The following is a 19399-nucleotide window of genomic DNA, read 5'->3' as shown; positions in this document are numbered from 1 at the left end:
TGTGAATCTTAGTGTTATAATTTATTTTAATTTTTCTATTAATTCTTCTAAAGAAACAGTTACTTGTTCGCCAGAAGCTAAGTCTTTTAATTTGAATTGGTTTTGTTTCATTTCCTCCTCACCTACAATTACTGTGAATGGAATTCCTTTTTTCTCAGCAAATTGAAATTGTTTGCCCATTTTTGCAGCATCTGGATACATTTCTACTTTAATTCCGTTTTGTCTTAGTTGAGAAATCGTTTTCAAACAAAATAAAGCTTCTACTTCACCGAAGTTGATAAACATTGCTTTTGAAGTTGAAGTAACAGTTTCAGGAAATAAATTTAATTCTTCCATAACTAAGTAAATTCTATCTAATCCGAAAGAAATACCTACACCACTCATGTTTTTCAATCCGAAAATACCCGTCAAATCGTCGTAACGACCTCCGCCACCAATAGAACCCATAGCAACACCTTCTGGTGCAGCAACTTCATAAATCGCACCCGTATAATAATTTAATCCACGCGCTAACGTTACATCTAAATCTAAATTAGCAGATTGCAAGCCTAATTCGTTAATGGCATTACAAATGAATTTTAATTCTTCAACTCCTTTTGTTCCTTCTTCTGAAGTTGCTAAAAGAGAAGCTAATTTTTCAATTTTTTCATTGATAGTCCCTGTAAAATTGAATAATGGTTGAACTTTTTCGATGGCTGCATCAGAAATTCCTTTTTCAAGCATTTCTTTTTTCACACCTTCTTCTCCAATTTTATCTAATTTATCTAAAGCTACAGTAAAATCAATTAATTTATCAGAAGCTCCAATTACTTCAGCAATTCCAGATAAAACTTTACGGTTGTTAATTTTTATAGTTACACCTTGTAAACCTAATTTTGTAAAAACGGTATCGTATAATTGTACAAATTCTACTTCTTGCCAAAGAGAATTACTGCCCACTACATCGGCATCACATTGGTAAAACTCTCTAAATCTACCTTTTTGAGGTCTATCTGCACGCCAAACAGGTTGAATTTGATAACGTTTAAACGGAAATTCTAATTCATTTTGGTGTTGTACTACATAACGTGCGAATGGAACCGTTAAGTCGTAACGCAACGCTTTTTCAGAAATTTTAGAAGTAAATTGATTCAATTGAATAATCTCTTCTTTAGAAATATCATCTGCAGATTTACTTTGCAATTCAGCAATTGAACCAGGAATTTCAATTTTATTTTTATTGAAAAAATAATTTCCAGAGTTTAATATTTTAAAAATCAATCGATCACCTTCTTCTCCATATTTTCCCATAAGTGTTTCCGAATTTTCAAACGTAGGTGTTTCAATAGGTTGAAATCCAAACTGTTCGAAATTCGATTTTATGATAGAAAAAATATAATTTCTTTTAGCTACTTCCGTAGAAGAAAAATCGCGAGTTCCTTTCGGAATACTAGGTTTTTGAGCCATAATAGTAATACGTCAATGAGGCAATTTGCCAATTATCAATTATTGTAGTGCAAATATCTTACTTTTAAATGACAATAAAAAGAGCCAAGGAAAAAGTTTAAAGAGCCAATAAATAAGGGCGAAATAACTCAACCATACTTTTACCTATTTACTTTTTACTTGGTTCTTAAAATAAACTTGTAACAAAAAATCAAAACCGACTACAAATAGGCATGTTTGGATTATTTAAAGAAAATACAAAAATAGCCATTGATTCTATTAGAAGTCAGGCTTTACGTACGTTTTTAACGGTATTCATTATAGTTATCGGGATTACCTTTTTAGTTGGAATTTTAACGCTTACCAAAGCATTAGAAAACAATTTATTTGGAAATTTCGCTTCTATGGGTGCGAATACATTTTCTATTGGTCAATATGATTTTTCGGAGCAAATCAACCGAAATGATGGTGAACAAAAAGTCAATCCAATTATTAGTTACCCGCAAGCAAAAGGATTTAAAGATAAATTTGATTTTCCTTTTACAGCAACTTCTTTGTCGTTTACAGCTTCTTCAACGGCTGAAGTTAAATACGAAAACAAAAAAACAGATCCAGAAATTACCATTTTAGGTGCAGATGAAAATTTCTTACCCAATAATGGGTTTGAATTAACAAAAGGTAGAAACTTTACTCCTTTTGACATTGACAATAATAATTTTGTATGTGTTTTAGGAGCAAATTTTAAAGATGGATTATTAGAGGGTGTAAATCCAATTGACAAAACTATCTCAGTTCGTGGAGCAAAGTTTAAAGTAATTGGCATATTAAAAGAAAAAGGTGCTACGTTTGGAAACAATCAAGATTTAAGAGTAATCATTCCTATTCAAATTGCCCGTTCTATTTTTTCACAACCAAATATAAATTACGATATTGATGTAAAAGTCAATAACAAACAATTTTTAGATGAAGCAGTTAACAATGCTACTTTAGCTATGAGAAGAGTTCGAAAATTAAATCCAGTTGAAAAAGACAATTTCGGAATCAATAGAAGTGACGATTTAATTCAACGTTTAGGAGAAAACATAAAAGTAATTAATATTGCTGCAGTTGGAATTGGTGCTATTACCATTTTTGGTTCAACAATTGCTTTGATGAATATTATGTTGGTTTCCGTTTCTGAAAGAACTAGAGAAATTGGCGTTAGAAAATCATTAGGTGCTAAAAGAAGTACTATTGCTTGGCAATTTTTCACAGAAACCTTTGTAATCAGTCAGATTGGAGGAATTATTGGAATTATTTTAGGATTATTGTTGGGTTCGTTAATTGCCTCCGTCGCCGGATTTTCATTTGTAATTCCTTGGGTTGCCATTATGGCTGCCTTTATCACAACATTTATAGTTACGATTATTTCAGGATTGTATCCAGCAATAAAAGCTTCTCGATTAGATCCAGTTGAAGCGTTACGTTATGAGTAATTTAGTATTCAGTCACAGTTTTCAGTTTTACTGTTAGCTGTGACTGAAAACTGTTACTGAATTTCACAACAAATCATTCGGTCATTTCCCACAAAATCTTTTCGTAATTCGATATTTTTAAAACCTAAGTTTTCTAATAATTCTATGGTTTCTTTACCTAAATATTGATTGATTTCGAAAAACAATTTACCATTTGGTTTTAAACCATTTAAGGCTAATTGTGCAATTTTTCTATAAAACAACAAAGCATCCGTATCTTCCACAAATAAAGCTAAATGCGGTTCGTAATCTAAAACATTCTTTTTAATTTCTTGTTTCTCTAAATTTCGAACATAAGGTGGATTGGATACAATTACATCGAATTTTGTTCCGAATTCATCTAAATTATCCATTTCCAAAACACTCTGATGTTTAAAGTTAATTTCAACATTATTTTCCGAGGCATTTTTGGCTGCTGTTTCAATAGCTTTTTCAGAAACATCTATAGTAAAAACATCCGAATTTGGAATTTCTTTTTTCAAGGAAATCGGAATACAACCCGAACCTGTTCCAATATCAAGAACTTTCAACTTTGTGCTTCCAGCTTCCAACTTCGTACTTTCTACAATCCATTCTACTAATTCTTCCGTTTCCGGACGTGGAATTAAAGTATTTTCATTGACTTCAAATCGCAAACCATAAAACCAAGCTTCACCAGTAATGTATTGTATCGGTTTTTCAGCTTTCAAATCTGAAATTATTGTATTCCATTTTATTAAATCTTCATCTGAAACTTCAAATTCTGGTTGTAAAGAAATATCAATTCGTTTTAAATTATGCAAATATTCGGTTAGAATAAAAAAGAAAGATTCAATTTCCGAATCTTCTTGAATATTTTTTAATTCTGAATAAAATTGAGTTTTTAAATTTTTGATGTGCATTTTAAAAATTATATTTCTTTTTTACTATTTCGTACATTTTCTGTTGCAAATCCCAAGTAGATAGTCCAACCGCAATTCTTCGTTCATCTATTCTATCAAAATCCATTATTTTATTTGGTTGTACATTATTATAAATACCATAAATAAAATAACTACCATTTCTTTGAATACTATCAACTAAATTTCCATATATATTAGCTAGGGCTTTACCTTTTCTAATAAGATCTAAAAAAATTGGTTTCCAATAATTAACATCTTTAAAATGCATTATTAAAGTTCCAATATTTGGATTTAATTCATTAGTAGCACCAATAGTATAACTACCAATTAAGTCATCATCAGGATAACCAAATTCTTTAATAATTACTTTAATTCTTTCTTCATGAATTCTATCAATACTATCAACTTCTTCCCAGTTAATATTTTCTCTATGCCTTATTTCCTGATCTTTAGCAACAATAAGCTTAATCTCATTTCTTAATTCGACATTTACTGTTGATTTATATTTTTCAAATATTTTTTTGGAATTTCTTTTTAATTTTTTCCATCTAGATTTATTTTTCAATCCATTATATATTGAATCATTATCAAAATAAAAAAAACTATAACCAAACTTTTTTAACAATAACTCGATATAGTTAAACGTCTCTTTTTCTTTATTTAACTTCATCGAAAGTCTTGCCAAAATATTAACTTCATAAATATTTTCTTGATTTAAAAGAGGGCAATTGCTTTCTGCTTTTTTCAACAAATTATAAGCTAAAGTATCATTTCCAATTTCGTAATTATAATTTGCTTCATATACAAATTGATAATAATTTTTAATGTAATCATATTCTTTTTTATTTTCTTGAGAAAACAATAAATTACAAGAAGTAATTAGAAAAAACAAAAAAACTATTCTCATATTATTCTAAATCTCTAAGCATAAAAACATGACAACTACTATGACCAGTATCTCCAATTGGAGCATCAATATATTCGAAATCAAATTTTCTGTATAATTTTTGAGCAGCTTCCATATAAGGTAACGTTTCTAAATAACACTTTTTAAATCCGGCTTGTTTCGCAAATTCTAAACAGTGGCGCATTACTTCTTGCGCGATTCCAAAACCACGAATTTCTGGAGCAAAATACATTTTTTGCAATTCACATATTCCAGAATCATCATTAGCTAAAGGTGCAATTCCTGCTCCACCTTTAATCTCACCATTAATTTCAACTACAAAATACTTTTCATTTTGGTTGAGATATACTTCAGATAATCTATCTAAAAACGGATCAGCATAAGCAGTTCCTTCTTTGGGAGCATTTAACTCATCGAAAATTTTTCTAATAATTTGAGCCATTGCAGCATTATCTTTTGCTTCAATTTTTCGGATTGTATAAATCATAGTGCAATTATAAAATGTAAAAGTACTAAATTTGTAAGATGATTGAGCATGAAATTTACATGAAACGCTGTTTGCAACTGGCAAAAAATGGATTAGGAACCACGTATCCAAATCCGTTAGTGGGAAGTGTTGTGGTGTATGAAGGTAAAATAATTGGTGAAGGCTGGCATAAAAAGGCAGGAGAACCACATGCTGAAGTGAACGCCATAAACTCGGTTAAAGATAAAAGTCTTTTAAAAAAATCGACCATTTATGTGAATTTAGAACCGTGTAGTCACTTTGGAAAAACGCCACCTTGTGCGAATTTAATTATAGAGCATCAAATTCCGAAAGTTGTTATTGGATGTATCGATTCATTCTCTGAAGTTGCTGGCAAAGGAATTGAAAAATTAACGAATGCGGGATGCGAAGTTATTTTAAATGTTTTAGAAAAAGAATGTTTAGCAATCAACAAACGTTTTTTCACCTTTCATAATAAAAAAAGACCGTATATCATTTTAAAATGGGCTGAATCGGCAGATGGATTCATTGCTCCATTAGAAAAAGAAACGAAAACCTCCATAGCTATTTCTAATGTGTATTCAAGACAATTGGTGCACAAATACCGTTCGGAAGAGCAAGCTATTTTAGTTGGAACACATACGGTTTTAGAAGACAATCCAAGTTTAGATACTAGAGATTGGTTTGGTTCGAATCCTATTCGAATCATTTTAGATAAATCAGGTAAAATTTCTGACGATTATCAGATTAAGAACAAAAAAAATCCTACAATAATTTTCACAGAACAAGAAAATTGCCTAAATTCGGAAAATTGTATTTATGAAAATCTTACCTTTGATAAAAATCTAATATTCAATATTATGGATTTTTTATTTGAAAAAGGTATTCAATCCATTATCATTGAAGGTGGTACTCAAACACTTCAGCATTTTATTGATGATAATTTGTGGGATGAAGCAAGAGTTTTTATAAGTGAAAATGAATTAGTAACTGGAATTAAAAAACCAGTGTTTTCTGAAAAATGTAATCAAAAACATTTAATAGAAAAGAATCAATTAAAAATTTATTCCAATCATGATTGAAGCTATTATTTTTGATTTAGGCGATGTATTTCTAAATTTAGATCATCAAGCTACCCCAGAAGCCTTAAAAAAATTAGGATTACAAGAATGGAATGATGATTTAAAGAATTTGAATGTAAAATATGAAACTGGAAAAATTGACGAACTTCAGTTCATAGAAGGCATTCAGAAATACATTCCTAATGCAGAACTTTTAGAAATAAGAGAAGCTTGGAATGCCATAATTGTAGATTTCCCTTTAGAACGTTTAGAGTTTTTAGAAAAACTTAGAAATAAATACAAATTATTTTTATTAAGCAATACAGATTCAACCCATATTGATAAATTTGAACACCGCGTAGGCTTAACTTTCGCTCGTGAATTTTATGGTTGTTTTGACAAAATTTATTTTTCGTTTGAAACGAAAGTCAAAAAACCAGACGAAGCTGCCTTTAAACAAGTTATTCAACAAAATAATTTGAAACCCAACAAAACATTATTTATAGACGACAATTCAGATAATATTGAAACGGCTAAAAAATTAGGATTAGTTACTTGGCATTTACAAGTTGGACATGAAGATGTGGTTGATTTATTTGACAAAAAAATATTATAGAATTGCTAGAATCCGAAATTAAAGACACTTATAAAACAATTGATTTTGCTGTAGAAGACGTATTATTTAAAGAAAAAAACAGCAAATTTATAGGTTACGCTTACCCTATTACTTCTGAAGAAGAAGTAAAATCCCATATAGAAAATCTAAAAAAGGAACACTTTTCTGCCAGACATTGGTGCTACGCTTATCAAATTGGAACTGAAAAAATTAAATTCAGAGCCAATGACGATGGCGAACCAAGTAATTCTGCCGGTATGCCTATTTACGGCCAAATTCAATCGTTTGAAATTACTAATGTTTTAATTGTAGTTGTACGTTATTTTGGCGGTGTAAAACTTGGAGTTGGCGGACTAATTTCTGCCTACAAAACCACAGCACAATTAACTTTAGAAGAAGCTGTTATTGTAGAAAAAACAATTGATAAACATTTTAAAATTATTTTCGATTATAAAAACATGAATAAAGTCATGCGTATTATAAAAGAGAAAAACCTTGATATTGTCAATCAAAAAATGGAAATGAATTGTGAAATTGAAATAGCAACTCGAAAAAAAAATGCCAAAGAAATATTTGACATTTTTACTACTTTATTTGAAATTGAAATAGAAGAACTAGAAAATTCCTAATATCTTTTAAAAAATTTTACTCAATTAAATTCAAAGTAACGGATTAATTTTTTCAGTTACATACGAAGGCGGAACCATAGGTCTTCCCGTTTTCATATCAACAAAAACCAACATTGAATAGCCAGTTGTTAACAACTGCTTTTCTTCATTATAGATTTCATAATCGAATTCAATTTTTACGGAAGTCTGACTCTTCAAAATTGTTTTAACTGTTAATAAGTCGTCATAACGAGCTGGTTTCTTATAATTCATCTCTAAAGCGACAACAGGAAGCATAACACCGTTCTCCTCCATCCACTTATAGGAAACTCCTAAATTTCGCAACCATTCTACTCTACCCATTTCAAAATATTGTGCATAATTACCATGATACACTACACCCATCTGATCGGTCTCAGCATATCTAACTCGCACTGTAAATTCATAAACCTTCATTTTATATATCTTATTGTATTATTTTAACTATCAATCACTTACACTTTTTTAATTAATTTTTCATTAAGAAAACCTTAACTTTGTTTACAACATTATTTTTTAAATTACAATAGTGAAGTTGTTTTTTTTTACAAAATTTTGTTCACATATTTGCCTTCCTAATACGAATGACCATTATCAAAAATCTTGATGGTTATTCTTCCAAGATTAGATCACAAAAACTATAAAAAAATTAAACTTATGACTAAAGCAGCAAAATCTGTTTGGATTAATTGCCTATCCTTTATAAAGGATAACATTCAGGAACAAGCCTATAAAACATGGTTTGAACCTATTGTGGCGATTAACTTAACGGAAGACAATGCTTTACACATTCAAGTCCCAAGTAAATTTTTTTACGAGTGGTTAGAAGAACACTATGTTACCATTTTAAAAACAGCTTTAACAAAAGAACTTGGAAACCAAGCAAAGCTAGTATATAAAATTAAAATGGAAAACACTTATGGCAATAAACTTCCATTTACTGAGCAAATTCCGAGTACACAACGTACTTCTGTTAAAACTCAAGAAATAGATGTTCCAATTGTTAATAAAAATCCTGAATTAAAAAATCCATTTATCATTCCTGGAATTAGAAATGTTAAAATAGAATCGCAATTAAATGCGAATTACAGCTTTGATAATTTCTTAGAAGGAGATTCTAACCGATTAGCAAGAAGTGCTGGTATGGCTGTTGCAAATAAGCCAGGAGGCACATCTTTTAATCCTTTACTAATTTTTGGTGGAGTTGGTTTAGGAAAAACACATTTAGCACATGCTATTGGTGTTGAAATTAAAGACAAATACCCAGAAAAAACAGTTTTATATATTTCTGCTGAAATATTCACACAACAATATATTGAATCTGTAAAGAAAAATACTAGAAATGATTTTATTCATTTTTACCAATTAATTGATGTATTAATTATTGACGATGTTCAATTTTTATCTGGAAAAGCTGGTACACAAGATGTATTTTTCCACATTTTCAATTATTTACACCAAAATGGCAAACAAGTAATTCTTACTTCTGACAAAGCTCCTGTTGACATGCAAGATATTGAGCAACGCTTATTATCTCGTTTCAAATGGGGATTATCGGCAGAATTACACCAACCAGATTACGAAACTAGAATTTCGATTTTAAAGAATATTCTTTATAGAGATGGTGTGGAAATGCCTGAAGAAATCTTAGAATATGTTGCCAAACACATAAAAACTAACGTTAGAGAATTAGAAGGTGCAATTATATCATTAATTGCTCAATCTTCATTCAACAAGCGTGAAGTTACAATTGACTTAGCAAAACAAGTAGTAGAAAAGTTTGTAAAAAACATCAAACGCGAAATTTCTATCGACTATATCCAAAAAGTAGTATCAGATTATTTCCAATTAGATACTGAAACGTTGAAATCTAAAACACGTAAACGTCATATTGTTCAAGCGCGTCAATTAGCTATGTATTTTTCTAAGAAATTTACAAAAGCATCGTTAGCAAATATTGGTTCACAAATTGGAGATAGAGATCATGCTACAGTTTTACACGCATGCAAAACGGTTGATAATTTAGTTTCAACAGATAAGCAATTCAAAAAATTCGTAGAAGACATCAACAAAAAACTTAGTATTTAATGCCTACAAAAGTATTAATGGTTTGTTTAGGAAATATCTGTCGCTCACCATTGGCTGAAGGCATTTTACAATCTAAACTTTCTAAAGATATTTGCCTAGTTGATAGTGCAGGTACAGGAAATTGGCACGCTGGTGAAGCACCAGACAAACGTTCCATTGCAGCCGCTAAAAATCATGGTTTAGATATTAGTCAACAACGTTGTCGTCAAATAAAACAATCCGATTTTTCTAACTTTGACTACATTTATGTAATGGACAATTCCAATTACACTAATGTTTTGGCAATAGCACCAAGTGAAACATCAAAATCTAAAGTAAAAGTTATTTTAAACGAGTTACATCCAAATCAGAATCTGGAAGTACCCGATCCTTATTGGGGAAATTCAAATGATTTTGAAAATGTGTATCAAATTTTAGATGAAGTTTGCGAAGTTATAGCACAACAAATTAAATCTAAAAAAATCACTGTATAATATTCTCCTATTTCAACTTATAGAAAAAATGAATACATCTACTAAATTCGGAAAGTTATATTTAATTCCTTGTACTTTATCCAATCCTGGAGAATCAACGGTAAATCCGGAAGATGTATTAGCACAAACGGTTAAAAAAAGCATTGAAATAATTGACCATTACATAGTTGAAAACGAAAAAACGGCAAGAAGATTTATAAAATCTGTTGTTCCTGAAAAACCTCAACCAAGTTTGCATTTATCAGCATTAAACAAACATACTGATGTAAGCGAACACATGGAAATGATTCAACCTTTATTGAATGGAATAAACGTTGGATTAATGAGTGAAGCAGGTTGCCCAGGCATTGCTGATCCAGGTGCTGTAATTGTGAAATTGGCACATGAAAAAGGCATACAAGTAGTTCCTTTGGTAGGACCGAGTTCCATTTTATTAGCCTTAATGGCAAGTGGCATGAACGGACAAAGTTTTGCCTTTACAGGTTATTTACCTATTGACAAAAGTGAAAAGAAAACAGCTTTAAAAAATCTTGAAAAATGGTCGCAAGATAAAAATCAAGCTCAAATTTTCATGGAAACTCCTTATAGAAATAATAAATTCTTAGAAGACATTCTTAATACGTTACAACCGCAAACCCGTTTATGTATTGCTTGCGACATAACATTACCAACTGAATTTATAAAAACAAAAACTATAAATGAGTGGAAAAAACAAAAGGTCGATTTACACAACCGACCTTGTATTTTTGTTATTCAAAAAAGTTAAACTGAAACTTTAGCAAATTTGTTTGCTTTAATATTTGAAGTATCGTAACCATTAAATCTTTTAATGTAAGATCTTAAAGAAGTTCCAAACCCATCTTTAAAACCATTTTTACCATTACTTCTTAAATACGTTTTTACTGAACTTGCTCCTGCTAAATGTGCGGCAGCTAATAAGCCTGATTCTGTAATTTCGATTCCGTTAATTACTCTTCCTGAGTATTTTTTAATTTCTCTTCTTAATTCCCATTTATTTATGCTTAATAATGCATGAATAGCTTTTTCTTGCAAAACAGGATTTTTAAGAAAATTATTAAAATCGTAAATACCAATAGTTCTTAACGCACTTCTACCAAATTGATATTTACCCATGTAACCGTAAGCATTAACTAAATCATACAATCCAGCAGATTCTTTAGCTGCTAATGCTTGTTTAAATCCTACAAAAGTTTTTCCTGTAAAAGGAATTGCCACATTAAACTTTTTAGATTCATCTTTAGATGGAACGTGATAATCATAAAATTCTGTTTCATCGATATGAAACCCGTCAACTGACTCATCTTTAAATGCACTAAATCCTGAACTTAAAACAGCGATAAGCGCAATCGCAATTCCAAAATAAATAATGTCTTTTCTCATTTAATATTTTTTCTCAATTAGGTAAAAAAATATTTTTACGGAGTTTTTGATTGACATAAATCAAAGAACACTAATTGAATTAACGGGGCAAATATACGATAATTTTACATTATTTTTCTGTAAATCAAGTTGTTAACATTTCTTTAAGAAGTAAAAATACCTACAAAAAGCCTCTAACAATGCTGAATAACAAGTTTTTACAGATTTTAAATTGTTGATAATTTTTTTTCGTTTTCAGATGAAAAACATCAAAAAATCGATGAAATTAAGGTTGTATTTTAGAGAAAATTCAAAATTCCTACTGCCCTTTCATATACAAAATGGTACCAAAAGTTTTAACTGCAATATTAATATCAAGAAATATATTACGATGTTTGATATAATACAAATCATATTCTAATTTCATCAAACTATCATCTAAAGTTTCCCCATAAGGATAGTTAATTTGAGCCCAACCTGTTAAACCAGGTTTTACAATATGACGAGTATGATAAAGAGGTAATTTTTCAGCTATTTGATCAACAAAAATCTTTCTTTCCGGTCTTGGGCCAATAATTGACATTTCACCTTTTAAAACATTAATAAATTGTGGAAATTCATCAATCCTTGTTTTTCGCAATAATTTACCAAAAGGAGTAATTCTAGAATCATTGGTTGTTGCAAATACGGCACCATTTTTTTCAGCATTTACAATCATTGTTCTTAATTTATAAATTTGAAAAGGTATTTCTTTTCTGCCAATTCTTTCTTGATGAAACAACATAGGACCTTTATTCCAAAATAAATTAAAAAACAAAATAAAAGGCGAAATTAACAATAATACAAATAACCCAATTATAGAAATAACTACATCTACACATCGAACAAATAGCAAATACAACATATTTTGCTTTTTAGTAAATGGAAAATAAGTATATAATTTCTTATCCTTTAAATGAAGCGGAATTCTATTGGTTAGATCTTCATAAAGTTCTTCATATTGTACGATTGGAATTCCATTTTCTGAAATTTCTAATAATTTATTATAGATATCAATTGAAGTGTTTTTAGATTCTGTCGCTACTACAATTTCTGAAATAAAATTATGCGTTAAAAATTCATCAATTTCTGAAATACATAATTGATTTTCAGATTTTGTTCCCTTTTCATCAACAACATCAACATTAATGAATTTTACAATTTTAATATGTGGATCATTAATTATTAATTCTTTTGAAAATTTATTAAAATCTTTTTGTTTACAAACTAATATTAAAGGCTTATAAAAACGTTTAGAAGCAAGAATGAAAATATAAATTAGTCGCCAACAAATAAGCGCAAAACAGATTATTAAAAATAGTAATAATAGTTCAATTCGTTTTTCTGGAAAAGAAGGAGTAAAAATTGGTGTAAATAAAAAAAATAAGGTTGTAAAAAATGAAGTTAATAACAATCCTTTAGTTATTTTACTAGCAAAACTAACAACAACTAACTTGTACATTTCAAACACTGTACCTAATAAAGTAAGATATATTGCAATGAATGGAATCCATAAATAGTTAAGTTTTAATTCTGCAAAATATTTTAAATCAGTAAAAAGATTAGGTAAAAACAAAAAACCAACAACAAAAACAACATCGAAAATTCGAAGTAGAATTTTTCGTTCAGAAATTTCGAAATGTTTTTTATAAGGCTTAGTCATTATCAATTATTTGTTGTCTAAAATAAGATTTTTAAATTAAAAAAAAGTAAAGTTGTTTAATAAATTGAAGAATTACATCTATTTTAAAAAAAAATCATTTTAATAGATTTATCCATTTATTTTTAACATTTTCCCAATCAGCACTTTGAACAAAATTCCTAGCATTACTAACAACTTCATTCGTTTGTATAGGAGATGAAATAATTTGATCAATTTTACTCACCATTGCTAAAATATCATTATCATCAACTAAAAACCCCGTTTTATCATGTTCAATTAAATACGGTAAACCACCAACATTTGTTGAAACTACAGGTAATCCTAAAGCCATTGCTTCTAACACACTAACTGGCATATTATCAAAATGAGTAGTATTAATAAAAACATCAAAATTTTGAGCTAAGGTAGTCCATTCTTTCTTGGAAAGTTTTCCTGTAAAATCAACCTTTAAATTTAAATGTTTTGCATATTCTTTTATACTATTTAAACTACCATCTTTATCTGGTCCAATCATTGTTAAAGTAGCATTTGAATATTTATGCTTTAACTTTTCTAAAACATCAATTGCCATTTTTGGATTATAAATTTCAGCAAAAGCTCGAACCCAAATAAGTTTTGGAGAAAAAAACTTTCTTTCTTTAAACTGATATTCTGAAATTGTAATTGAATTTGGAATATGAATAACGTTAGAAAATCCGTGTTGTTCAAAATGAAATTTTAAATAACCTGATGGAGAAACTAATCTGTTTGCATTTGCAAAAATTAATTTACATAATTTAGGATTTTTTTGCAAACGATTTGGTAAATCACCACCATGCAAAATGGGTATGTACTTTATTTTAAGAAATCTAGCAAATTGACTAGATATAAAAGCAAACCAAAAAGCTGATGTACTGTATGTATCGATTAAAATATAATTTGAGTCTTTGTGTTTTAATATTCCATAAAGCATATCTAATAATCGAAGCAAAATATTTTTTTTAGAAGAGTAAGAAACAACTTCAAAACCAGATTCAGACAACAACCCACCTAAAGTTTCAACTGTAGTTTTATTAATTCCGTGTTTCGAAAGCTTATTTCCTAGATACAGTATCTTCATCTTCATCATTTTGAATATAAACATTAAGCAAAGTTAAAGCGTATAAAACTCCAGGAGCAACAATCCGAGTAGCAGCATGATTAATCGTTAATCCCCAAAAAATTAAAAAGGGGAAGAAATATAAATGATGGTATTGTCTAAATCTAAAGTATTTAATAATAGGTACAAAGATTAACATTAATAAAATAATTAATCCAAAAGAACCATGTTCGGCTAAAAGTCGAGTTGGCTCACTATGTGCTTGCATACCTTGCAATCCTTCTTCTCCTCGCATCATACCGCCAATTCCTGGTCCAACACCAAAGATCGGATTTTCTTCAAAGAATTTCAAATCCGTTTCCATAATATCTTCCCTACCTGACATTTGCGACTCTTTAACTCTTCCTGCAGCATCTTTATTTTTATATCTTTTATCAATTAAACCACCTGTTTCATATGAACTATACAACCATGCTGATGCTGATAAAATAAGAATTATTGAAAAAACACCTAAAAATTTAGATTTTGCTTTTTTATTGAGTAATTTAAAAATAGTAAAGCAAAAAACTATTACCATTGCTAATGCAGTCAACATACCACCTCTAGAAAAGGTAATTAATCCTCTATATGAAAACAGAAAAAACAAAAACAACGAAACTAATGAGTAAATTTTTTCTTTAGAATTAAAAATAAATTGTGTGAAAAATATAAAAACACCCAAACCTAAAACCACAGACATTTGGTTAGGTCCAAATCCTCCAGATGTAACAAAATTAGATGTCGTATTAGTGAAAACTTCTTCTTTGTTAGATGGTGTATAAACTATAATAAGAGTTAAAATACTTACTAATGGTCCAGCTGCAATAAAAAGGATATTGTTTAATCTCTGTAAAGAAATTCTTTTATTATAAGTATAGAGGGAAGCAAAAATTAAACTAAATGGACCTAATAAATTAAACATGATTTTTTTTCGAACATCAATTTCAAAAAAGAAGGTATTTACAGTTAAAACTATTCCTGGAATAAATAGCAAAAGAATAGCCAAATAAGGCCAAGCTTTTAAATTAATCCGAATATGTCCGAAACTTAAAATACAAAAAAAAATAACTGAATACTTTCCTATATCATACATAGATCCTTCAGACCGCATTCTAAATAGAATTTCTAAACCTACTACATATAAAATTAAAGTTAAAGTTTGAAAATCGCTATCATTATTTTTAATTAACCAATAAGTTCCTAAAGCTAAAAAAATTGCGAAATAAATAAACACAAATTCTCCAACAAAATGAACTAACAAGCCTAACAATACATGAAAGACTAAATATGAAATTTTATTTAATTTAAAAAAATTCAATTAATTAGATTTAAATATTTATTTATTATTGCTTCTTTTGAATAATTATTTTCAACAATCTTTTGAAATTGAATTGCAAAATTAGCACAAATTTCAGGATTATTAGAAAGATAGATAAAATGGTTTGATAATTCTTCTGAATTTGTAGGATCAAATAACAAACCATTTGAATTATGAGTAACTAAACTACTGCAAAATCCTACATTTGTAGATAATACAGTCAGTTTTGATTGTGCATATTCTAATAATGTTACTGGAAAACCTTCGTAAGTTGAAGCTAAAACTCCAATAGTTGCTTGAGACAACACATATTTAATATCTTGACAAGCATTATAAATAAATATCGAATTTTCTAAACCATTTTCTTTTATTATGGTTTTCAAATTATCGGAATAGGTATCTTTAAAATCTTTACCAATTAAATGCAAAGTCCAATTTTGTTTATAAATCTCACTGGTAATAAAACCATTAATTAAAGTAGAATGATTTTTAGGATTTTTCAAATTAGCTAAACAAACAATACGTTTTTTGGCTTCACCTTTTAAAATTGTTCTTTCTTCAGTTTTCTTTAAATCTGAAAAATTAGGCAGAAAAAAAACATTTTTGCAATTCAAATGTTGCAATGACCAAACTCTTAGTTCATCATTAACTGTAAAAATTTTAGAAAAGAAAAAGGAACAAAATTTTAATATCCATTTTTGCTTATTATCTTTTGCTCTATTTCCATAATGATCATGCCAAATTAATTGAATTTTTGGATTAAATATTTTAATTAATACACCAAAAAAGTATGAACTACTATGAGCATGAACAATTTTAATTTTGTTTTTCTTAATATATTTAGAAGCCAAAAAAATAGCATTTATATCAAATTTATTTTTTCTTCCTAAAAAAGCATAATTTTTAATTTGCTTTATTTCTTGCTTTAAAACACCTTCTTTTCGTGTAGACACAATTCCAGAAAACGTGATTTTTTCAGATATTGCGTTAGCAAAATTTACTGCCATTCGTTCTGCACCACCCGCATCTAAACTATCTATTAACTGTATAATTCTCATGAGATGGTCAAAAGTTTTTTAATTTCATTTTCAAAATACTCTGTTGTAAATTGTTTCGACCAATTGCATGCAGCATCACTCATTTTATAATAATCAGACTCTTTAAGCAGCAATTTTTGAATTTGAGCAACATCATCATTTAAATTTAGTGACAATATCCTACCTCTACTACCATTTCCTATCATATAATTTACACATGAAACATTTGTTGTTAAAGGCACACAACCGAAAAACATAGCTTCAGCCACAACTTTTGGCCAACCTTCTGATTTTGAAGGCAAAATTAAAAAATGATTATTTTGATAAGCTTCTTTTATAATATCTTTAGTTTGATTTCCAAAAATAGTTACTTGATTTTTAAGATTCTTTGTTGAAATATATTCTTCTATTTCAGATCTTAAAATCCCTTCTCCATAAACAGACAAATGAACATTTATATTCATTTTATTTAATTCTTCAATAAGTTGAATAGCATATAAAGGCCTTTTTCCTTCACTAAGCATCCCAACAAACATGAAGTGTATTACATCATTCTTAATCTTAATAATTGAATGTGTTATCTCCTTTTCTGAATATGTTGCTGTAAAAAATGGTTTAATATTTTTAGAATTTCCTTCCCATTCACCATAAACCAAAACTTGCATGTTTTTAGTTAGAAAAGTATTATTTAAAATCCATTTCTGAATTTTATATGTAAAAGGTTGCTTTGCTTTTGGATCCCAATTTCCAGCATACTTTGCGGTTTTTGGAGAATTTGGAAATAAAACCTGAATTAAACATGCTAACAAACCAATGTTTCCAGGACAACGCAAATGAATATGATTTGCGTTTTTCATAGCTTTATAAATGGTAGCAAAATTCCGAATTACATTTGGAAACGCCTTAAAAACATTCCAAAAAGTAGTAACATTAAAATCTTTTAATTCAATTGTTGGTTGTATTTCAAAAGATACAGGTGCTATTAACAAACTTCTATCTTCATTCCAAATCGGACAACAAAACTGGATAGAATGAGCATGTTTTGCCCATAATTGCATTTCTTTTTCATAAGGTGCATATAAAAAAGATAAATCATCTTTTTTTACAATTGGAGCATTAGAAAAAACAACCAGTTTCATATTAAATATATCCCTCCGAACTTTTATTGGAAACCATTATTGCTGGAACACCCATCATTACACTATTTTCATCAGCATCAGTATTGACTAATGAGCAAGCAGCAATTAAAACATGATCGTGTATGTTTATCTTACCTGCAACTACACTATTAGCACCTATATATACATCATTACCAATTACAGGCACTCCTCTCTTTTCACCGATTCCAGAAACTCCAATAGTTACACCTTGAGAAATATTACAATTATTACCAATACAAGTTTTAGCATTTAGAATAATTCCTCCAAAATGACCGATATAAAAAGAATGACCTATTTGTGCAGAAGCTGGTATAGAAATTCCAGTTGTAGTTTCAATTACTTTTTGCCAAAGTAAACAAAAAACATTTAAAACTTGCTTTATTATTGGCAACTTCATTTTATAAACCGCATTCGCTATACGATATTGAAAAACTGCCCAAAAACCTTGTGTAAAAAAAACGATAGTAAAGAAATTACCTCCATATTTTTTAAACTTTCTGTAATCAGTGCGAATATGAGATATAAAATTCATTTAAAATTATAAGTTATAATAAAACAAAAATCTAAAATTAATCAATAATTAAAGGCTTATTAGTTAATAAAGAAAACCAACCAACTGTTCTTCCCAAACTTTCTGTTAATGCCTCTTTTCTTTTATTTGTAGTAAGAATATTAGCAACACGAATAAGTGTAAGCAAAATCGTGATACTATGCCATTTAAAACTATGTATCATTTTAGGATTTGGATTTTTGGTACGCCAAACATACCAACCATTACGAACAACCATTTTTCCATAGTTATATTTATTTGGTCGTCCAGAAGCATCATGATGATGTTCCAATTGTGCATTTGTATTCAAATATAATTGTCCGAATTTTGAAATTCTAATGGTAAATTCAGCATCTTCATATAAACCATAACCTTCAAAATAAGTTGAAAATTTATGAATATCTAAAACTTCTTTTTTAAAAGAAGACACTCCACCCATTAATTGTTCCACTTTATAAATTTTACCAGAAGTAGGTAAATAACTTACACTTCTACCATGTGAAAAAAGTGGTGAAAAACCTGGTAACACATCAGAATCTAAACCTAATGATTTTCTTAAAATAAATCTTTTATCTTCACTTCTATGAAATCCATCATAAGTAAAATATTTTTTATCTTCCTTAAAATCTAAAGTGTTTTTTTCCCATTTCACTTCATTGGTAATATATCCTCCAACACCAAAAGCATCAGGAAATCTAGCATAAGTATTTATGATTTCCTCAAAATATTTTTCATCTAAAATGGTGTCATCATCTAAAAAACAAACAATTTCAGTTGTAGAATTAACTTTTGAAATTCCAAAATTTCGTTGTTTAGTTAATCCTCTATTAATATCGTCAACTAAAAAATAATCTAAATTTTTAAAATTTGCTGATTCAAAGTAAGCTTTAGTTTCTAGATTTAAAGAACCATCAACAATAATAATCTGGTTAGGATATAACAATTGAACAACTATAGAATTCATAAGCGTTTCTATAGCATTTCTTCTATTATAAGTACAAATTATCAAACTAAAATTCATTTAAATCAAGATAAA

At 28.8% G+C, this 19399-nt stretch carries 20 protein-coding genes; 7 read left to right on the top strand and 13 right to left on the bottom strand.

The features are described 5' to 3' along the window. Nucleotides 1-21 precede the first annotated feature (21 nt). A complete protein-coding gene (hisS, locus tag BMY86_RS00555) occupies nucleotides 22-1446 on the bottom strand; it encodes a histidine--tRNA ligase (RefSeq protein ID WP_091463641.1) in 1425 nt (474 codons plus the stop codon). Between the two features lie 212 nt (nucleotides 1447-1658). Here hisS and BMY86_RS00550 point away from each other — a divergent pair, with 212 nt between their 5' ends. Further along, entirely contained in the window at nucleotides 1659-2900 is a 1242-nt protein-coding gene (locus BMY86_RS00550; RefSeq protein ID WP_091463638.1) for an ABC transporter permease, read from the top strand. A gap of 53 nt (nucleotides 2901-2953) precedes the next feature. On the opposite strand, the gene prmC is transcribed toward BMY86_RS00550, so the two are convergent. The 3 genes from prmC to BMY86_RS00535 are packed head-to-tail and all read right to left on the bottom strand — an operon-like array spanning nucleotide 2954 to nucleotide 5214. Then, nucleotides 2954-3820, bottom strand: a complete 867-nt coding sequence (gene prmC, locus BMY86_RS00545; protein WP_091463636.1) for a peptide chain release factor N(5)-glutamine methyltransferase — start codon at nucleotides 3818-3820, stop codon at nucleotides 2954-2956. A 1-nt stretch (nucleotide 3821) separates the two neighbouring features. After that, nucleotides 3822-4727, bottom strand: coding sequence for a hypothetical protein (locus BMY86_RS00540; protein WP_091463634.1), 906 nt, complete (start codon nucleotides 4725-4727; stop codon nucleotides 3822-3824). A 1-nt stretch (nucleotide 4728) separates the two neighbouring features. Next, the gene (locus BMY86_RS00535; protein WP_091463632.1) at nucleotides 4729-5214 is read right to left on the bottom strand and encodes a GNAT family N-acetyltransferase; all 486 of its coding nucleotides are present in this window, start codon (nucleotides 5212-5214) and stop codon (nucleotides 4729-4731) included. Between the two features lie 38 nt (nucleotides 5215-5252). Here BMY86_RS00535 and ribD point away from each other — a divergent pair, with 38 nt between their 5' ends. Genes ribD through BMY86_RS00520 form a run of 3 tightly spaced genes read left to right on the top strand, consistent with a single transcriptional unit; the run spans nucleotide 5253 to nucleotide 7520 of the window. Further along, the gene (gene ribD, locus BMY86_RS00530) at nucleotides 5253-6296 is read left to right on the top strand and encodes a bifunctional diaminohydroxyphosphoribosylaminopyrimidine deaminase/5-amino-6-(5-phosphoribosylamino)uracil reductase RibD (RefSeq protein ID WP_091463629.1); all 1044 of its coding nucleotides are present in this window, start codon (nucleotides 5253-5255) and stop codon (nucleotides 6294-6296) included. Continuing rightward, entirely contained in the window at nucleotides 6289-6891 is a 603-nt protein-coding gene (locus BMY86_RS00525; protein ID WP_091463625.1) for an HAD family hydrolase, read from the top strand. The genes ribD and BMY86_RS00525 overlap by 8 nt, the downstream gene beginning before the upstream one ends. 2 nt (nucleotides 6892-6893) lie before the next feature. Beyond that, entirely contained in the window at nucleotides 6894-7520 is a 627-nt protein-coding gene (locus tag BMY86_RS00520; RefSeq protein WP_245745577.1) for an IMPACT family protein, read from the top strand. A 30-nt stretch (nucleotides 7521-7550) separates the two neighbouring features. Here the strand turns inward: BMY86_RS00520 and BMY86_RS00515 are convergent, their stop codons facing one another. Continuing rightward, the gene (locus BMY86_RS00515) at nucleotides 7551-7955 is read right to left on the bottom strand and encodes an acyl-CoA thioesterase (protein ID WP_091463619.1); all 405 of its coding nucleotides are present in this window, start codon (nucleotides 7953-7955) and stop codon (nucleotides 7551-7553) included. Nucleotides 7956-8195: 240 nt separating this feature from the next. On the opposite strand from BMY86_RS00515, the gene dnaA reads away from it, so the two are divergent. From dnaA to BMY86_RS00500, 3 genes are read left to right on the top strand one after another with little or no spacing between them, the layout of a single operon-like run. Continuing rightward, the gene (dnaA, locus tag BMY86_RS00510; RefSeq protein ID WP_091465523.1) at nucleotides 8196-9626 is read left to right on the top strand and encodes a chromosomal replication initiator protein DnaA; all 1431 of its coding nucleotides are present in this window, start codon (nucleotides 8196-8198) and stop codon (nucleotides 9624-9626) included. Further along, a complete protein-coding gene (locus BMY86_RS00505) occupies nucleotides 9626-10099 on the top strand; it encodes a low molecular weight protein-tyrosine-phosphatase (protein ID WP_091463617.1) in 474 nt (157 codons plus the stop codon). Before dnaA ends, BMY86_RS00505 begins: the two co-directional genes overlap by 1 nt. A 28-nt stretch (nucleotides 10100-10127) precedes the next feature. Next, nucleotides 10128-10865, top strand: a complete 738-nt coding sequence (locus BMY86_RS00500; protein WP_091463614.1) for an SAM-dependent methyltransferase — start codon at nucleotides 10128-10130, stop codon at nucleotides 10863-10865. On the opposite strand, the gene BMY86_RS00495 is transcribed toward BMY86_RS00500, so the two are convergent. The 8 genes from BMY86_RS00495 to BMY86_RS00460 all read right to left on the bottom strand — a co-directional run bounded on the left by BMY86_RS00495 (nucleotide 10862) and on the right by BMY86_RS00460 (nucleotide 19384). Further along, the gene (locus BMY86_RS00495) at nucleotides 10862-11500 is read right to left on the bottom strand and encodes a peptidoglycan-binding protein LysM (RefSeq protein WP_091463611.1); all 639 of its coding nucleotides are present in this window, start codon (nucleotides 11498-11500) and stop codon (nucleotides 10862-10864) included. The two genes, BMY86_RS00500 and BMY86_RS00495, sit on opposite strands and share 4 nt — an antisense overlap. Nucleotides 11501-11798: 298 nt before the next feature. Beyond that, complete coding sequence (locus BMY86_RS00490; protein WP_091463609.1) at nucleotides 11799-13181, bottom strand: sugar transferase; 1383 nt, start codon at nucleotides 13179-13181, stop codon at nucleotides 11799-11801. A 94-nt stretch (nucleotides 13182-13275) separates the two neighbouring features. Next, complete coding sequence (locus tag BMY86_RS00485; RefSeq protein ID WP_091463607.1) at nucleotides 13276-14280, bottom strand: glycosyltransferase family 4 protein; 1005 nt, start codon at nucleotides 14278-14280, stop codon at nucleotides 13276-13278. Next, entirely contained in the window at nucleotides 14255-15616 is a 1362-nt protein-coding gene (locus tag BMY86_RS00480) for an O-antigen ligase family protein (protein WP_091463604.1), read from the bottom strand. Before BMY86_RS00480 ends, BMY86_RS00485 begins: the two co-directional genes overlap by 26 nt. Beyond that, nucleotides 15613-16674 carry a glycosyltransferase gene (locus BMY86_RS00475; RefSeq protein WP_091463600.1) on the bottom strand — a complete coding sequence of 354 codons (1062 nt, stop codon included), beginning with the start codon at nucleotides 16672-16674 and terminating at the stop codon, nucleotides 15613-15615. Before BMY86_RS00475 ends, BMY86_RS00480 begins: the two co-directional genes overlap by 4 nt. Beyond that, nucleotides 16671-17792, bottom strand: coding sequence for a glycosyltransferase family 4 protein (locus BMY86_RS00470; protein ID WP_091463596.1), 1122 nt, complete (start codon nucleotides 17790-17792; stop codon nucleotides 16671-16673). The genes BMY86_RS00475 and BMY86_RS00470 overlap by 4 nt, the downstream gene beginning before the upstream one ends. 1 nt (nucleotide 17793) lies before the next feature. Continuing rightward, on the bottom strand, nucleotides 17794-18345 hold the full coding sequence (locus BMY86_RS00465) for a serine O-acetyltransferase (RefSeq protein ID WP_091463592.1): 552 nt from the start codon (nucleotides 18343-18345) through the stop codon (nucleotides 17794-17796). 37 nt (nucleotides 18346-18382) lie between these two features. Continuing rightward, on the bottom strand, nucleotides 18383-19384 hold the full coding sequence (locus tag BMY86_RS00460; protein WP_091463588.1) for a glycosyltransferase family 2 protein: 1002 nt from the start codon (nucleotides 19382-19384) through the stop codon (nucleotides 18383-18385). Between the last annotated feature and the right edge of the window lie 15 nt (nucleotides 19385-19399).

It is taken from the genome of Flavobacterium urocaniciphilum, from assembly GCF_900110615.1.
Taxonomy (GTDB): domain Bacteria; phylum Bacteroidota; class Bacteroidia; order Flavobacteriales; family Flavobacteriaceae; genus Flavobacterium; species Flavobacterium urocaniciphilum.
Note: the sequence above shows the minus strand (reverse complement) of the source record. Positions and strands in the feature narration are given on the sequence as shown.

What these genes read in the sequence shown, in the direction of transcription:
- hisS (WP_091463641.1), bottom strand. Translation starts at nt 1,446, where the DNA reads ATGGCTCAAAAACCTAGTATTCCGAAAGGAACTCGCGATTTTTCTTCT.
- BMY86_RS00550 (WP_091463638.1), top strand. Translation starts at nt 1,659, where the DNA reads ATGTTTGGATTATTTAAAGAAAATACAAAAATAGCCATTGATTCTATT.
- prmC (WP_091463636.1), bottom strand. Translation starts at nt 3,820, where the DNA reads ATGCACATCAAAAATTTAAAAACTCAATTTTATTCAGAATTAAAAAAT.
- BMY86_RS00540 (WP_091463634.1), bottom strand. Translation starts at nt 4,727, where the DNA reads ATGAGAATAGTTTTTTTGTTTTTTCTAATTACTTCTTGTAATTTATTG.
- BMY86_RS00535 (WP_091463632.1), bottom strand. Translation starts at nt 5,214, where the DNA reads ATGATTTATACAATCCGAAAAATTGAAGCAAAAGATAATGCTGCAATG.
- ribD (WP_091463629.1), top strand. Translation starts at nt 5,253, where the DNA reads ATGATTGAGCATGAAATTTACATGAAACGCTGTTTGCAACTGGCAAAA.
- BMY86_RS00525 (WP_091463625.1), top strand. Translation starts at nt 6,289, where the DNA reads ATGATTGAAGCTATTATTTTTGATTTAGGCGATGTATTTCTAAATTTA.
- BMY86_RS00515 (WP_091463619.1), bottom strand. Translation starts at nt 7,955, where the DNA reads ATGAAGGTTTATGAATTTACAGTGCGAGTTAGATATGCTGAGACCGAT.
- dnaA (WP_091465523.1), top strand. Translation starts at nt 8,196, where the DNA reads ATGACTAAAGCAGCAAAATCTGTTTGGATTAATTGCCTATCCTTTATA.
- BMY86_RS00505 (WP_091463617.1), top strand. Translation starts at nt 9,626, where the DNA reads ATGCCTACAAAAGTATTAATGGTTTGTTTAGGAAATATCTGTCGCTCA.
- BMY86_RS00500 (WP_091463614.1), top strand. Translation starts at nt 10,128, where the DNA reads ATGAATACATCTACTAAATTCGGAAAGTTATATTTAATTCCTTGTACT.
- BMY86_RS00495 (WP_091463611.1), bottom strand. Translation starts at nt 11,500, where the DNA reads ATGAGAAAAGACATTATTTATTTTGGAATTGCGATTGCGCTTATCGCT.
- BMY86_RS00490 (WP_091463609.1), bottom strand. Translation starts at nt 13,181, where the DNA reads ATGACTAAGCCTTATAAAAAACATTTCGAAATTTCTGAACGAAAAATT.
- BMY86_RS00485 (WP_091463607.1), bottom strand. Translation starts at nt 14,280, where the DNA reads ATGAAGATACTGTATCTAGGAAATAAGCTTTCGAAACACGGAATTAAT.
- BMY86_RS00475 (WP_091463600.1), bottom strand. Translation starts at nt 16,674, where the DNA reads ATGAGAATTATACAGTTAATAGATAGTTTAGATGCGGGTGGTGCAGAA.
- BMY86_RS00470 (WP_091463596.1), bottom strand. Translation starts at nt 17,792, where the DNA reads ATGAAACTGGTTGTTTTTTCTAATGCTCCAATTGTAAAAAAAGATGAT.
- BMY86_RS00465 (WP_091463592.1), bottom strand. Translation starts at nt 18,345, where the DNA reads ATGAATTTTATATCTCATATTCGCACTGATTACAGAAAGTTTAAAAAA.
- BMY86_RS00460 (WP_091463588.1), bottom strand. Translation starts at nt 19,384, where the DNA reads ATGAATTTTAGTTTGATAATTTGTACTTATAATAGAAGAAATGCTATA.